Below are 14,209 nucleotides of genomic sequence, written 5' to 3' on the forward strand. Positions count from 1 at the left end.
AGATGCTGGAATCAGCGTGTCCACGAACAAGGGTCAGGCCCCATCTTGATCGGTCACCAATGCCGGAACGATCTGCTCCGCGGTCTGCGCGAATAGCGTGATCAGCCGTGCGATCGATTCCGAGCCGCCCTGATGCGGGATGACGCTCATCCGCCGCAGCACAGGTTCCAACCGTGCCAGCCGTTCCCGCCCGGCATGAAACACCATCGCTTCACCGTTCCACTGCGCCGGGTGCAGGCCGGGCAGTACCCGCTCGGGGCCGGGCAGCACCCAGATCATGTGCCAGCGCAGGAACTCCTGATCGAGGTAGATAGTCCAGCACCGCACCTGCGGTTCCGGGTTCGCTTGACACCATGCCCGAGACCCCAGCACGAACACATCGCCTGCGCTGAGCAGCCATTGGCCCGTGGAGGTCGTGACGCGGCTGGTACCTGCCATGACGTGGATGATCTTCGCGTGCGCGAACGCGACGGGTTCCACCGGTTCCGTGCGCACGGACTCGACCACTGCAAGCGGCCCCAAGAGCGGTGCGAGTTCACGAAACCGCCCCGGTTGCGGAGGATCACCGACCTTGCTCATGGGGTGCTCCCGCGGGCGCTGATGATTGAGTCGTCCGCGACATGCGCGGACGACTCAAGACAGATGGTGAGAGCGCACGTCAAACGGCCCCCTCATCACGTTCTGTTCCGCTGCTCCAAGCAGCCCACAGTGTTGCGTATGGGCCGTTGGTCAGCAGCAAGGCGTCGTGGTTGCCCTGCTCAATGATGCGGCCGTGTTCCATGACGATGATGCGGTCGCAGCTGGCTGCCTGGGAGAGTCGGTGTGCGATGACGAGCGCGGTGCGCCCTTTGGTGAGGGCGCGAGTGGCGTGGTCGAGGGCGGTGGTGTCTGCGGTGTCGGCATCCGCGGTGGCTTCGTCGAGGACGACGAGGGCAGGGTTCGCGAGGAGGGCACGGGCGAGAGCAAGATGGCTGGCGGCGGACCCGGTGAGTGGGTGCCCGCCGTGTCCGACGAGTGTGCTGAGTCCGTCGGGCAGTTGCGCCGGGATCTGGTTTGCGCCGACGACGGTGAGGGCGTCTCGCAGGAGGTCATGGTCAGCAGTGGGCTCAGCGAGGCTGAGGTTTTCGGCGAGGGTGCCGGTGAAGACGTGGGATTCCTGCGTGACGGTCACGATCTGCTCAGCGGGCACGGACCGATCGATGCGTCCGGCCGTTGGTGGGTGAATGCCCGCGATGAGGGCTGCGAGGGTAGATTTCCCCGATCCGGTGGCTCCGACGAGCGCAACGGACTCTCCCGGAGCGATAGCGAGAGAGATGTTCTGCAACACAGGGGTGCTGCCGTCGTAGCTGAACGAGACATCGTGGAGTGTGACGTTGCCATCGCTGCTACCCGTAGACCTGGGGGCGGCTTCTTCGACGGGCTGTTCGATGACGCCGATGATGCGGCCGAGGGCGGCGAGCGCGGACTGCAGTTCGTCCATCACGAAGAGCAGTGCGGCGATGGGTGCGACGGTGCGGAGGAACAGGAGGGCTGCGGCGGTGACATCGCCGGGGGTTGCTGAGTCCGTGTAGGCGAGCCAGATACCGACGGCGAGCACGGCAAACAGGCCGATGGCTTCGGTGAGGTTGACGCGGCCGAAGAGGCGGTTCTGAATGATGCGCGTTCGCATCGCCCACCGCACGGTCTGCCAGGCCGCGTCGCGGATGCGGGTGAGCTGGCGGTGTTCGAGGCGGTGGGCGGTGACGGTGGGGAGTTCGGTGAGGGTGCCGAGGATGTGCTGTCCGCGCACGGATTCCGCGGCCCGGTCGGCGGCGTACACGGCCGGTGCGGTGCGCAGGTACCAGCGCAGGGTGAGTGCGTAGAGCGGCAGGGTGAGGGCGAAGCCGATGAGGTAGCGGGGGTCGAGGGCGGTGAGGCTGACCCCGACGATGACGATGGTGAACGCGGAGATCGCCACGCGTGGCAGGGCGTTCGGGAGGGTCTCGGCAGCTTGGGCGATGTCGTCGGAGGCGCGAGTGACGACATCCCCGGTGCCCGCGGTCTCGATCACCCGGCGCGGCAGGCCCAGGGCGGCGGCGACGTAGTTTTCGCGCAGTTCCGCGATGACGGTCTCGGCGAGCCTCGCCAGGGCGATCGCGCCGGCCCAAGCGAGGATCCCGGCGGCGATCGCGGCGCCAGCGAGCGCGGCGAGCTGCCACCAGAACGATGCGGGCACACTCCCGCTGGTGTGAGCAACGGCATCGACGAGGCTTCCGACGATGAGCGGGAACACCACCGCGGTCGCGGCCTCCAGCAAGAAGAGCAGCAGCAGCCCTACCAGGCGCAGGCGTCGCCCGGCGAGCATCCGCCAGAGGGTGCGTGCGACAGTGCGGCCGGTCGCGATCGGCAACGGGCCGTCGAAGGCGGTCTCAGCTGAACCTGTCACGAGGGCTCACCGCCTTCGTATGGCGCAATCAGGCGATCGGCGACGGCACGGAACGCGGGCGAGGAGGTGAGGACGATTGTGGTGCGCCCGACCCGGTGAGTGCGGAGGGCGGCGGCGATGTGCTGCTCGGTGACGGCGTCGACCGAACTGGTGGGATCGGTGAGCACGAGCAGGTCAGGGTCGGCGGTGATCGCGCGGGCCAGGGCAATTCGCTGCCGCTGACCACCAGAAAGTTCACGGCCACCGTCGCCGACCCGGGTGGCGTCGTAGCCCGAGGGCAGTTCCGTCTCCGTCAGCGCGGCGACCCTGAGCGCCGTCCGCGCGATGGCCTCGTCGAGCGGCTTGTCACCGGTGGCCCGCGCGTTCTCGAGCACGGTTCCGGCGAACAAGCCTGCTGTGTGCGGCACGGCTAGGACGCGCTCGCGCAGGGTGGTCGGATCCCAGGCCTCCACGGCCACCCCATCGAGGAGCACCTGCCCGGTCACGGGTACGGCCTGTGCGGAGAGCACGTCGGTGAGGAGGCGTTGCCCGGCCTGGGGGAGGTCGATCACGACGAACTCCCCGGACGACACGGTGGTATTCAGCAGCGATCCGTCCGGGAGTGCGAGCCGATCCACTCGCAGCAGGTCTTCGGCAGTGCCGACCCGCTGGGTGGTGTCGCCGGTGTGTTCTCCGAGCCCGGCAGGATTCGCGGGCTCCGAGAGTAGGTCGAGCACGCGGCGGGCGGAGGCCTGCGAGATCGCCCAGAAGGTGCCGAGGGTGCCGACGAGTCCGTCGAGCGGTCCGATCAGGCTGACCGCGACCCCGGCGACGGTCACAAGTTGCCCGATCGTGAGCTGCCCGGTGAACGCGAGTATCGCTGCAGCGACTACCACAGCCGCGGCGAAGAGTTGCGCGGTCGCGGTGCTGATGCCGTCGAATCCGGCTCGGGCGAATTGTGCCGCGAGGGTGCCGCGCAGCGCTTCCCGGCTGACCGTACGGTAGCGGCCGGCTGCGGTGGCCTGGGCGTTGATCCCGCGGATCACCCGATACCCCGCCACCAGGTCGGCCGCGACGGCGGCCGCATCCGCGAGTCCCGCCTGTTCGCGGATGCTCCGTCGTCGCAGCGGGATCGCGGCGAGTTGCATGAGCACGACCACGATCGGCAACGCCACCACGACCCCGAGACCCAGCCACGGGTGGATCGCGAACAGGATCACGGCGGCGGTGAGCAGCCCGACGATCTCACCCGGCGGGTACACCGTGACGTAGAGCACGAGACACGCGCGGTGCACGTCACCGGTCGCGACCGCGAGCAGCCCACCCGGCGCACGCGCCGCTCCCACCATCCCGCGCGGGTCAAGCACACGCGAGAGCACCGCCTGGGAGAGCTCGAACTGCGAGCGCTGCACCCCGAACCAGCCAAGCCTGCCCCCGAACCGATACGACAGATTTACCACCAGGTAGACGCCGACGAGTGCGAGCCCCCACCACACAAGCGGGCCGGTCACCGAAGCGAACCCCACCCCCGCAGCCGACGGTGCGACGACCTTGTCGACGAGCATGCCGATCACGACCGGCAGCAGCATCCCCGCGATCCCGTGCACGATCAGCAACACTGACCCTGCTGCTATCCACGGCCATACCCCGCGGATGATCGACCCGCTCAGGCGTGCGGCCGACCAGGAGGGGTCTATTCGCAGCCGGTCGGTGGTGGGTGGCGCTACGGGTGGTTCGAAGAATCCCGCCCGCGTTCCTGCGCCCCGCCCGCCCATCGATGACCTCAGCCGATTGCGGTCGCGGCATAGAGGGTGTTGCCCCAGCCGATGGTGGAGCGTGCGGGTTCGCCGAGTCCGGCGGCGGCGAACAGTGCCAGGTGTTCGTCGTGGGTGCGAGCACCGCCGCCGGTCAGGGCGAACTCGATGAGGTCGTCTTCGTACTCGTGCTCGTCGGCGAGTACCGGGTCGAGCACCTCGCCGAACACGAGCACTCTTCCTCCCGGTTGCACGCTCGCGGCGGCCTCGCGCAGCGCGTGGGCGGCATCCGCATCCGGCAGACTGCTCAGCGCGCCCACAAGCAGGACGGCATCGACGGGCTCAGGAAGCCGAGACAGCAGCGTGCCGGGGGTGTGGCTGACGCGGGCGTGCTCGCCGTGCAGGGCGCGCAGCGCGTCCAGCTCCGAGGGGGCAGCCACCACGAGTGCCTGCACATCCTCGCGAGCAGTGACGAGGGCCTCCGCAAACGCGCCGGGAGCACGCCCCACGACCACGACCGTGCTGAGTCCATCGAATACGGGGGCGGCTGCGACAGCGCCTGCCTCGTACTCGGCAATACCGGCCTCCTCCTCGACCCGAGCGGTCAACAGCGTCGCATCGCTCACGGTGCGGTCGGCCCATTCCGCACCGAACCAGCGGTCGTGATCCCCTCGGCCGGTGCGCACCGCGGCTAGCAGGGAGAGTAGGCCGCCGAGTTCGCGTTGCGCATACAGCCCGGTAAGGCTCAGCGCCTCGGACACATAATCGTTCTCCAGACTCCGCCCGAGGCTCGTGAGCCGGTAGCCTCCGTCGGTCTGTTCGGTGATCCGGATGGCGGTGAGGTAGCGCAGCAGCTTCTCCACTCCGGCAGGGGCGGTATCGGTCGCCTCCGCAACCTCCACGACCGTGCGGGCCTGGTCGCCGAGCGCACCAGCGAGTCCGATCGTCGCGGCGACCCGTAGCACGAAACCGGGGGCGAGTTCACTCAACTCGTGGAACGCTTCACCGTCGTCCTCGGTGGCATCGAGATCCAGCGCACCCGATTCATCCACGACAACTTCCTGTCGCCGCCAGTACCCGGTCACCTCGACCTGCTCCTTCGGCAGGCCCTTCTCGTTCCGCAGCCACCGGCGGATCGGGGTGAGGGTGAGGGTCTCTCCGGCGACCCACGCGAACACCGTGCCCTCCCACCAGTGGGCGGCCCGGATCGCGTCGAACAGCAGTGTCGTGGTGCCCGGCTCGGCACCGTCGCGGGTCAGCCAGGTGATCTCGACCCCATCGGGAACCGGCAGGTCGAGTTGCCGGTGCGAGGCCTCGGCGACCTCGATGAACACCTGCCCACGCGCACCCTCGGGCCATTCCTCCAACCAGCGCCCGATCGCGGGCAGCGCGGTCTCGTCGCCAGCGACAAGGGTCCAATCCGCCCCGACCGGATGCGGGGCGGAGGATTTCGGACCGGCCCAGGTGACCCGCTCACCGGGCTGTACCGAGTAGGCCCACGATGTCGCGGGTCCGACGCCGTGCTTGACGAAGTCCAGATCGACCTCGCCGGCGGCCGGGTCCCAGCGGCGGATCGTGTAGGTGCGGAACAGCAGGTGCGGGTTGTCGCGGGGCCAGTTCAGCACCCCGTCGGCCTGCGTCGGTGCCACGGGAACCTCCGCGTCCGGATGCTGAAGGATGAGCTTGCCCTCGTCGTCGAACCCGTCGGAGCGGAACGCTGCTACCGGGTACCCGTTCGCTGCGGTGTGCGCGGCGAGCTCCGCACCGCCGAGGGTGACGCGACGCATACCCGGGGTGACGTCGGCGACGCGGAGCACGTCGAGGGTGCGGACGGTGATCGGATAGACGTCCAGGGGGCGAAGACTGCGAGCCATACGGTTATTCCTGTTCCACGGGGGCCTGGGTGGGGGTCTGGGCGTCTTGTCCGGTGAACTCCACCGGCGCGAGTGTGGCGGTGCGGGGATCCAGTGGAACGACGTTCGGGGTGCCGGTGACCGGATCGGGCACGATCAGCGCGCGTAGCCCGAAGACTTCCTCGATCAGCTCCACGGTCATCACCTCTGCGGGGGAACCGGTGGTGACGACCTGTCCGTGCTTCATGACGATGAGGTGGTCGGCGTAGCGGGCGGCCTGGTTCAGGTCGTGCAGCACGGCGACGAGGGTCTTGCCGTCGTCGTGGAACCCGCGGAACAGTTCCATCAGCTCGTACTGGTGCGCGATGTCGAGGAAGGTGGTGGGCTCGTCGAGCAGCATGATCGGGGTGTCCTGTGCGAGCAGCATCGCCACCCATACCCGCTGGCGCTGGCCGCCGGAGAGCTCATCCACCAACCGTGAGGACAGCTCGGTCAGGCGCGTTGCCGTGAGCGCCCGCGCGACCGCTGCCTCGTCCGATTCGCGCCATTGCTGGATGAGGTTCTGGTATGGCGCCCGGCCCCGAGCCACCAGATCAGCGACCCGGATGCCGTCGGGCGAGAGCGAGGTCTGCGGCAAGAGCCCGAGCTGCCGGGCGACCTCCTTCGACTTGTACGAGGCGATCGCACGACCATCCAGCAACACTCGCCCCGAGACCGGGTTCAGCACGCGCGCGAAGGCCCGCAGCAGGGTCGATTTGCCGCAGCCGTTCGGTCCGATGATCGCGGTGAACGACCCGTCCGGGATCTGCACCGACAAGTCGCGGGAGATGATCCGCTTGTCGTAGCCGATGGTCGCGTTCTCAATCACGACGCGGGCAACAGCGTTTTCAAGGGTCATTGTGTCCTCAGGGGGAGAAGCTGGTGACGTCATCGTGGAGTTCCGTAGTGTGCGCGGGTTTCTCGGATGAGCAGGAAGATCAGATACAGCCCGCCGATGCACACCGTGATCAGTCCGACCGGGATCGCCCGGTAGAACTGTGCGATCACGAGCGAGAGCAGGTGCGCGAGGGAGAGGAGTGCCGCACCCATCGCCCCCGCAGCGAGCAGATTCACCCCGGGCGAACTGGTGATCCGGCGGGCGAGTTGCGGCGCGGCGAGCGCGATGAACCCAATGGGGCCTGCGGCGGCGGTCACGAGTGCACCGGTGGCGACACCGATAACCATGAGTCCGAGGCGGGCACGCCCGACCCGGGTGCCGAGGGTCACGGCCGCGTCGTCGCCGAGTTCCAGACGCCTCAGGGCGGGAGCGAGGATGGCGGCTGCGAGGAGGATCACCGCGGCGATGATCAGTGAGGGAGTCATGGATGACCAGGAGACGCGGTTGAGGGATCCGGCGCCCCAGAAGCCGACGCTCATCGCGTCGTCGATGTCGGCGCGGGTGATGAGGTAGGCGTTGATGGAGCCGAGCATTGCGGAGACACCGATGCCGACGATGATGAGCCGGAATCCGTGCATGCCGCGCCGGTATGCGAGCACATAGACGAGGAACGCGGTGACCAAGCCGCCGATGATCGATGCCGAGGCGATCGTCCAATAGTTGGAGGTGCCGACGACGAGCATGGTGATGACGACCGCTGTATACGACCCGGCGTCGAAGCCGATGATGTCGGGCGAGCCGAGCGGGTTGCGGGTCAGGGATTGGAAGATCGCGCCACCGACGCCGAGAAGGAGCCCGAACACGACGGCCGCGAGCGCGACGGGGAGGCGCCACTCCCGCACGATCGTTTGGTGGAACTCTTCACCCGCACCGGTGATCGCCTGCCACACTTGCAGTAAGTTCAACGGGTAATCCCCGAACGTGATCGCGACTCCCACCGCGATGACCGCGAGCACGAGTAGGAGCACCGATACGACGGCAATGCGCACCGGCAGCAGGAGCGAGAACCAGCGTGTGCGTGTCCGCTTCAGCGAGTAGCCAAAGTCGACACGGGAGAAATATGCACCGTGCGAACGTTGTTCCTCTGTTGTGTTCACAGCCCGCTCGCTTTCCGGCGGCGTACCAGGGCGATGAGCACGGGGGCGCCGATGACCGCGGTGACGATGCCTACCTCGATCTCGCCGGGCCGGGCGACCACCCGGCCGAGCACGTCGGCGGCTAGCACGAGCGTGGGTGCGGCCAGTGCGGAGTAAAGGATGATCCACCGTTGGTCTGGGCCGACGAACCAGCGCACGATATGCGGCACCATGAGCCCCACGAACCCGATCCCGCCGGTGAGTGCGGTCGCCCCACCTGCGAGCAGGGTGACGGCGATGATGCCGAGTACGCGGGTGCGGCCGACTTTCGTGCCGAGGGAGGCTGCGAGGTCGTCGCCTAGGGCGATGGAGTTCAGTGAGCCGGAGAGGATCACCGCGAGGATCAGTCCGACCACAAGGAACGGCAGCACGCTCATGGTGTCCTCCAACGAGGTGCGGGCGATCGATCCGAGGCCCCAGTTGCGGATCGACCGGAACGTGTCCTTATCGATCAGGGTCAGGAAGGTCGAGAACCCGCCGAGCACAGCGCTCAGCGCGACACCGGCGAGCACGAGCGTGACCGGGGATGCGGTGCCGCGCCCAGCCGAGCCGATTAGGTACACCAGGGTCGTCGCGAAGGCCGCGCCGATGAACGCGAACCAGATGTACCCGGTCACCCCTGACAGACCGAACAGCCCCACCCCGAGAGTGACGGCGAAGCCGGCACCCGCGTTGACTCCGAGGATCCCGGGGTCGGCGAGCGGGTTCCGGGTCAACGCCTGGATCAGCGCACCCGAGGCTCCGAACGCTGCTCCGGTTATAAGGCCGACGATCGTCCGGGGGATACGCAGCGTCCATACGATGGTCGACGCGTCCGAGTCGTCCGGCTGCCACAGCCCCCGCCACACGGCGTCCAGCGAGAGCGGATTCGCTCCGAATGCGAAACTTGCCAGCACCGCCACCACCAGTGCGGCGAGGATCAGTAGAAGGCCCGCACTGCGCCGCCTGTACAGTGACCTTCGTGAGACGAGAGCTTCCGCAGACCGCCGTGGGATCGCCGTCACAGTCATCGCGCTATTCCGTTCATGCCCCGGCCTCGGTGTGTTGTGTGAGCGTGTGGTTCTTCGTCTCGACCGCGGGTGGCGACAAGGGTGGTTGAAGGCCGAGGTGTTCGCGCAGGGTGGCTCCGGTGTAGGCGGTGCGGTGCAGGGCGCGGCGTTGGAGTTCGGGCACGAGGGTATCGACAAGGTTCTCGGCCTCGGCGAGGTTCAATGGGGTGCTGAGCACGAACCCGTCGATGCCACCGTCGACCAGATACGACTCCAGCTTGTCGGCCACCACCTCCGGCGGGCCGTATGCGACAGTCGTCTCCTTCTCCGTTAGCTGCCGGAGGGTGGGGGCGGTGGCGTGGATCTCGTCGAGCAATCGCTGCGCCCATCCGGCCATGCCCTGCTCCGATGTTTTGCGTGGGAAGTCGCTCGACCTCAGCGGGATGTCGAGGCCTTCGGGCACGGCGCCCGTACCGCCGAGTGAGGCGAGCTGTGCCCTCAGGCCGTCTAGACGCTGCTCTGGCGACACCGTGCCGAGCAGGGCAGCAGCTTCGTCGGCATCGTCGCGCACGGCGACCGTCTGACTGGCCATCACCCGAATGTCGCCCGGAGCACGCCCGAGTGCCACGGCCTGTGTCTTGATGTCGCGGGCGATGGCGTTCACCTCGGCGGGGGTACCGTGTCCGATGTAGACGGCATCGGCGAAACGGGCAGCGAAAGCGCGACCCGGCACCGAGACACCGGCCGAGAACCGCACCGGTCTCCCCTGTGGGGTGCGCGGAATGTTGAGCGCCCCATCGACATCAACGTGCGCGCCGTGGTAACGGACGGCATCGATCCGGTTGCCGCCGTCCCACGAGTCCCAGAGCTGTTCCACCACCTCAGCGAACTCCGTCGCCCGGGCATAGCGTTCGTCGTGGGGCATCGGCGCCCGACCATACAAGCCCGCGGTCGCCTCGAAGGGCGAGGTGACCATGTTCCATCCAGCGCGACCATTGGAAAGGTGATCCAGCGAGGCGATCGCCCGGGCGACGGCATAGGGCTCGTTATAGGTGGTCGACAGTGACCCAACCAACCCCAACCGACTCGTGCTCCCCGCCAAACCCGACAACAACGTCACCGGCTCTGGCAGGAAACCCCCAACGGGTTGCGGCTGTGCGAGGAAGTCCGCGGCGAACAGGCCGTCGAACAACCCTGCCTCCAGAATCGACACTAGTTCCCGGTGATAACCGAGGTCGCCGCGCCGCGAGGCCTCACGCTCGTTCCCAGAGTGGTCGAGCATCAGGCTCGTCGGGTACAACACCATCGAGGCGATCGGCCCTTGGGTGCGGGCAGAGGCTGTCATTGCGTTTCCTTATTCCTGCCGGGCGACGCGTGCATGGGCCCGTTGTGCTCTTCGGACTCGCTCAGCGGGAACGCTCGAACAATCGGTGGGCTTCCTCTGCATCACTTACCAGGTTTTCTGAAGTCGTCGTTCGTGAGCTGCCGCAAGGACGCAACCTTTCGAGCTTCTAGTCTCTACTGGCGCTTCGATAAGCGGTTCGCTTCTCGCTCCTAGGATCGGTCTCGGCCTCCGTGCCAAATGGACCCGTGGGGTGCTGCACGAGAAGACCTGTCGGCTTATCTCCCTATGAGCGTTCCATCGCCCCGCACCGGCTGTCACGTTTCAGTTTCGAGAGCAGGGCTGTTCGTGCCCAAAGGTGACAGCCGACGGGGATAGGAAGTCATCAATCGACGAGGCCTGCGGCGTGCAGGCGTTCGGCGAGTTGGGCGCCGAAGGTGTCGACGAAATGCTGGGCTCCGAGTGGCGTCAGCGGATTGCTCGTCGAGGTCTCCAGCTCAGGATCTCCTTGATAGAAAACAAGATCATTCTTGACGGCAGGTAGATCCGCCCAACGAGGATCCGCTTCGAGAACCGCGCGAGTTTCGTCCGGGACAATACTCGCGATGAGGAAGATGTCGGCTTGCGCCAGATCACCGAAGTTCTCCCATGAGAGTGTCTGGGATTCCCCGGTGCTTTTCACCTTGGCCGTCAGCGGTCCGCGCTCCAGACCTGTTTCGAAGTAGATTTTCGAGCCGAAGTTGGGTGAGCCGAGGTCTTCTTCGTCGGCGCGGAAGTAGTCAAGGACCAGCTTGGTGCTACCGAAGGTGGATTCGCCATAATTGTGCAGAATGTCCACGGCCGCGTCATGAAATGCTGCAGCGTCTTTCTTGGTCTTTCCCAGCGCCAGGAAGGTGTTTTCGACGATCTCCTGGTCATCATCGTTCCCGGAGGCCGTCGTCACGAGCGGCGCAATGGCATTGAGTTTTTCGATGTCGCTCTCGTCGAGGTAGTCGGGGCCGATGATGAGATCCGGATCGAGCGCGGCAACCGCTTCGGGCGAGATCGTTCCCGGGTTGGCCGGGATCAATCCATCATTGAATTTCTCCCCGCCGCGAAGAAATTCCGCCGGTAAGTAGGGTCGGTCGACGACTGCCTCGGGCTGGGCGTAGGCGATCACGTGGTCAGAGTAACCCAGAAGATCGATGACCTCGATGGCCTGGTCCTGCTCCAGGACCACGATGTGTTCGGGGGCCTTGTCGATCGTCACACCGCCATCGAAATTCTCGACCGTGATCGGATAGGGTCCCGATGGGGTGGAACTGTCGCCAGGCGTCGAGTTGTCGTCTGCGGCGGTGCAACCAGAGGTGAGTAGAACCAGCATCGTCGTGGTGGCCACGACGAAGCGCTTCCATGGGGCGCGGGTATCGGCGGAGGGGGAAACGGACATGTGGAACTGGACCCTGCTTTCTTCGGAGCAATGGCGTGGGCGGGTGGGTGTTGTCGCATTTGGCTACGGCCCGTAAGGGCCGATTCAGTCGCCGCAGGCATGCGTGGAATGGCTCGTACAGTCAATGATCGTACCGAAATTAGGTTAGGCTAAACTAGGTGACGGAACGGTGCTCGATTCGACAGGTATCTAGCCGAACACGACAACATCGACACGCGGAGAGGCAACGGTGAAGATCGACCAGGCTGTGGACACTGATTTCTCATTGAGGATCCCCAGCGTCGACGTCATCGATCGTCAACACGTAGATGAAGGCGTGGCCTTCTGGCAGGTCGCCGGCTCTTCGCGCTTCTTTCTGTCAAATCAACAGATCGAACTGTCGGCTAATGACGTCCTGTGGCTTCCAATGGGGACTCGACACTCGGTACGGGTGCAGGCCGATTCGATCCTGCTTCCTTTCTGGTTCGAGTATCGGCTCACCGCAACGGTGCTGTCGGATATCACGGTCGTCCAGATAACGGATCGAGAGAAGATCTGTTTTCTGGCCCTGCACCAGAGTTACACGACCACGCTCATCAGGCCGCAGGCTAATGTCGAGCGTCAGGTGCTCTCGATTTTGGAGCGGCGAATACTAGGCGGCGGCGCGTTGCCGCTACCGAGCACTCCGGCTGCACTGACGGTGGCCAATGCGTTGCTGTTCAACCCCGGCGATGATCGATTGATCGCCCGCTGGGCTTCCGAAGTGCATCTCAGCAGCAGGAGCTTGGAGCGTACTTTCCTCGCGGAGACCGGTTACACGCTGCGTGAGTGGCGGCGGCGCAATCGTCTCCAAGCAGCAGCGCGTCTGCTGAAGACGGGCGCGAATGTCACCGCAGTCAGTCACCGCGTCGGTTACGAGAGCCCCAACAGTTTCTCGCGCGCCTTCAGCAACTTTTTCGGCATCGCGCCGTCTCGCTACGCCGCCGAAGCAGTCACACCTCTTACCGAAATCGGGAATAACGCGGCCTTGGGAAAAGGCTTGCCACATGCCAATAGGTCCGCGGGGGATTGATGCCTGCCTCTCGCTCTTGAGCATCGGTTAAGGCGGCCGCGTGCTCTGCCGTCAACTGGTCGATCGGGGTACCGCATTCGCGGCTGAGTGCCCGCAACAATCCTTGCTTAGTTGAGAATGTTGAGGCTCCCATCGCGGTGCCGAGGTTGTCTTCGGTACGGAGACTGGCGATCGCTTGGTTGAGGCGGGCGCGGTTGCGCCACTGCGCGAATTTCAGTCCGGTCCCCTCGATGAACAGGCGCTGGAGCTGCCTGGCGCTGATGGACACGTCAGCGGCGAGTTCTTCCAACGTAGCTTCCGAGAAGGACGCCTCCAACGCGGACGATTGGGCTCAAGCGCTCGGCACCAAGTCGCGCAGCATCAGACGTGCCTTCACTGTGCACTCCGATTTCACCTTCGCCGAGTGGCGTAATGGACTGCGCATGCAGCGCGCCATGAGCTGGCTCTATGCGGACCAACAGGCGAATTGGGTGTCGCACCACCTCGGCTTCGCGCATGTCTCAGCGTTCAGCCGGGCGTTTCGCCGCTACACCGGTAGCACGGTTGGCGACCACCAGGCTGAGGCGAGAGTGACGGTGCGACTGCTTCGCTGAGCGTTGAAATGAATCAGGGTGACGAATGTGTGCCCTTGCAGAGTAGCTTGAACTACCATGCGCCGGTCACCTTTGATATCGCGCGACTCTTGTAGTTTCAGTTATGAGGAGTCTCCCCACACGTCTGGCACTAGGAGTGCGAGGCCCGCGCTGCGCGCGCACCTGACCCCTGATATCGCCCCTTCCGCGGTGGTGTCGGGGAGGGGTCGCTGTGGTCATGACGATCCGGGTGATGTCGTCCGGTAAGGGCTACGAGTACCTGCTGCACTCGGTCGTTGTCGGCGACGGCGACCGCGATATGAGTAGTCCGTTGACTCGGTATTACACCGAGTTGGGCAGCCCGCCAGGTACCTGGGTCGGTACTGGTCTGGTGAGTCTCCAGGATGGCCGTTCGTCCTCCCTCGCGGAGGGTGACAGGGTGACCGAGGAGCAGCTGGCCCGGTTGCTGGGCGAGGGTATCCATCCGGTCACGGGGCAGAAGCTCGGCAAGAGGTTCCCGGCGCTTCGGCCTTTGGGTGAGCGGGTTGCGGCGAGGGTTGCGGAGCTTGATCCCGGATTGCAGGGTGAAGCGTTTGCGCAAGCGGAGGCGCAGATTCGTGAGGAGGAGGTTGCGAAGGCTCCGCGCACCGCGGTTGCGGGTTTCGATCTGACGTTCTCGCCGCCGAAGTCGGTGAGCGCGATCTGGGGTGTGGTGGATGCGGGAACGCAAGCGCTGATTGCG

The 14,209-nt window shown here is 65.8% G+C and carries 13 protein-coding genes; 3 read left to right on the forward strand and 10 right to left on the reverse strand.

Annotated features, from left to right (window positions below; genetic code table 11):
• Nucleotides 1–33: 33 nt before the first annotated feature.
• From ACT3SQ_RS17895 to ACT3SQ_RS17935, 9 genes are all read right to left on the reverse strand, one after another.
• Nucleotides 34–579, reverse strand: a complete 546-nt coding sequence (locus tag ACT3SQ_RS17895) for an AraC family ligand binding domain-containing protein (RefSeq protein ID WP_147271598.1) — start codon at nucleotides 577–579, stop codon at nucleotides 34–36.
• A gap of 79 nt (nucleotides 580–658) precedes the next feature.
• Nucleotides 659–2,425 (reverse strand): ABC transporter ATP-binding protein, encoded by a 1,767-nt coding sequence (locus tag ACT3SQ_RS17900; protein WP_029153868.1) that lies wholly within the window; start codon nucleotides 2,423–2,425, stop codon nucleotides 659–661.
• Entirely contained in the window at nucleotides 2,422–4,023 is a 1,602-nt protein-coding gene (locus tag ACT3SQ_RS17905; RefSeq protein WP_159456992.1) for an ABC transporter transmembrane domain-containing protein, read from the reverse strand. The genes ACT3SQ_RS17900 and ACT3SQ_RS17905 overlap by 4 nt, the downstream gene beginning before the upstream one ends.
• Before the next feature lie 164 nt (nucleotides 4,024–4,187).
• Nucleotides 4,188–6,032 (reverse strand): siderophore-interacting protein, encoded by a 1,845-nt coding sequence (locus ACT3SQ_RS17910; protein WP_086992792.1) that lies wholly within the window; start codon nucleotides 6,030–6,032, stop codon nucleotides 4,188–4,190.
• 4 nt (nucleotides 6,033–6,036) lie between these two features.
• Nucleotides 6,037–6,909 carry an ABC transporter ATP-binding protein gene (locus tag ACT3SQ_RS17915; protein ID WP_051216742.1) on the reverse strand — a complete coding sequence of 291 codons (873 nt, stop codon included), beginning with the start codon at nucleotides 6,907–6,909 and terminating at the stop codon, nucleotides 6,037–6,039.
• A 29-nt stretch (nucleotides 6,910–6,938) separates the two neighbouring features.
• Entirely contained in the window at nucleotides 6,939–7,916 is a 978-nt protein-coding gene (locus ACT3SQ_RS17920; protein ID WP_443353157.1) for a FecCD family ABC transporter permease, read from the reverse strand.
• Between the two features lie 125 nt (nucleotides 7,917–8,041).
• Nucleotides 8,042–9,094 carry a FecCD family ABC transporter permease gene (locus ACT3SQ_RS17925; RefSeq protein WP_029153865.1) on the reverse strand — a complete coding sequence of 351 codons (1,053 nt, stop codon included), beginning with the start codon at nucleotides 9,092–9,094 and terminating at the stop codon, nucleotides 8,042–8,044.
• 13 nt (nucleotides 9,095–9,107) lie between these two features.
• Nucleotides 9,108–10,418: an NtaA/DmoA family FMN-dependent monooxygenase gene (locus ACT3SQ_RS17930; RefSeq protein WP_051216740.1), complete on the reverse strand. Its 1,311-nt coding sequence runs from the start codon at nucleotides 10,416–10,418 to the stop codon at nucleotides 9,108–9,110.
• A 382-nt stretch (nucleotides 10,419–10,800) separates the two neighbouring features.
• Entirely contained in the window at nucleotides 10,801–11,844 is a 1,044-nt protein-coding gene (locus ACT3SQ_RS17935) for an ABC transporter substrate-binding protein (RefSeq protein WP_443353160.1), read from the reverse strand.
• Nucleotides 11,845–12,073: 229 nt separating this feature from the next.
• Here ACT3SQ_RS17935 and ACT3SQ_RS17940 point away from each other — a divergent pair, with 229 nt between their 5' ends.
• On the forward strand, nucleotides 12,074–12,895 hold the full coding sequence (locus ACT3SQ_RS17940; protein ID WP_051216739.1) for a helix-turn-helix transcriptional regulator: 822 nt from the start codon (nucleotides 12,074–12,076) through the stop codon (nucleotides 12,893–12,895).
• Here the strand turns inward: ACT3SQ_RS17940 and ACT3SQ_RS17945 are convergent.
• Nucleotides 12,825–13,163, reverse strand: coding sequence for a helix-turn-helix domain-containing protein (locus ACT3SQ_RS17945; protein WP_181869371.1), 339 nt, complete (start codon nucleotides 13,161–13,163; stop codon nucleotides 12,825–12,827). The genes ACT3SQ_RS17940 and ACT3SQ_RS17945 overlap by 71 nt on opposite strands.
• On the opposite strand from ACT3SQ_RS17945, the gene ACT3SQ_RS17950 reads away from it, so the two are divergent.
• The gene (locus ACT3SQ_RS17950; protein WP_114329650.1) at nucleotides 13,126–13,488 is read left to right on the forward strand and encodes a helix-turn-helix domain-containing protein; all 363 of its coding nucleotides are present in this window, start codon (nucleotides 13,126–13,128) and stop codon (nucleotides 13,486–13,488) included. The genes ACT3SQ_RS17945 and ACT3SQ_RS17950 overlap by 38 nt on opposite strands.
• Nucleotides 13,489–13,705: 217 nt before the next feature.
• The coding region (locus ACT3SQ_RS17955; RefSeq protein ID WP_444592701.1) for a relaxase domain-containing protein at nucleotides 13,706–14,209 on the forward strand (504 nt) is incomplete at its 3' end.

Source organism: Brachybacterium sp. AOP42-C2-15 (genome assembly GCF_052377065.1).
In the GTDB taxonomy this organism is placed as follows: Bacteria; Actinomycetota; Actinomycetes; order Actinomycetales; family Dermabacteraceae; genus Brachybacterium.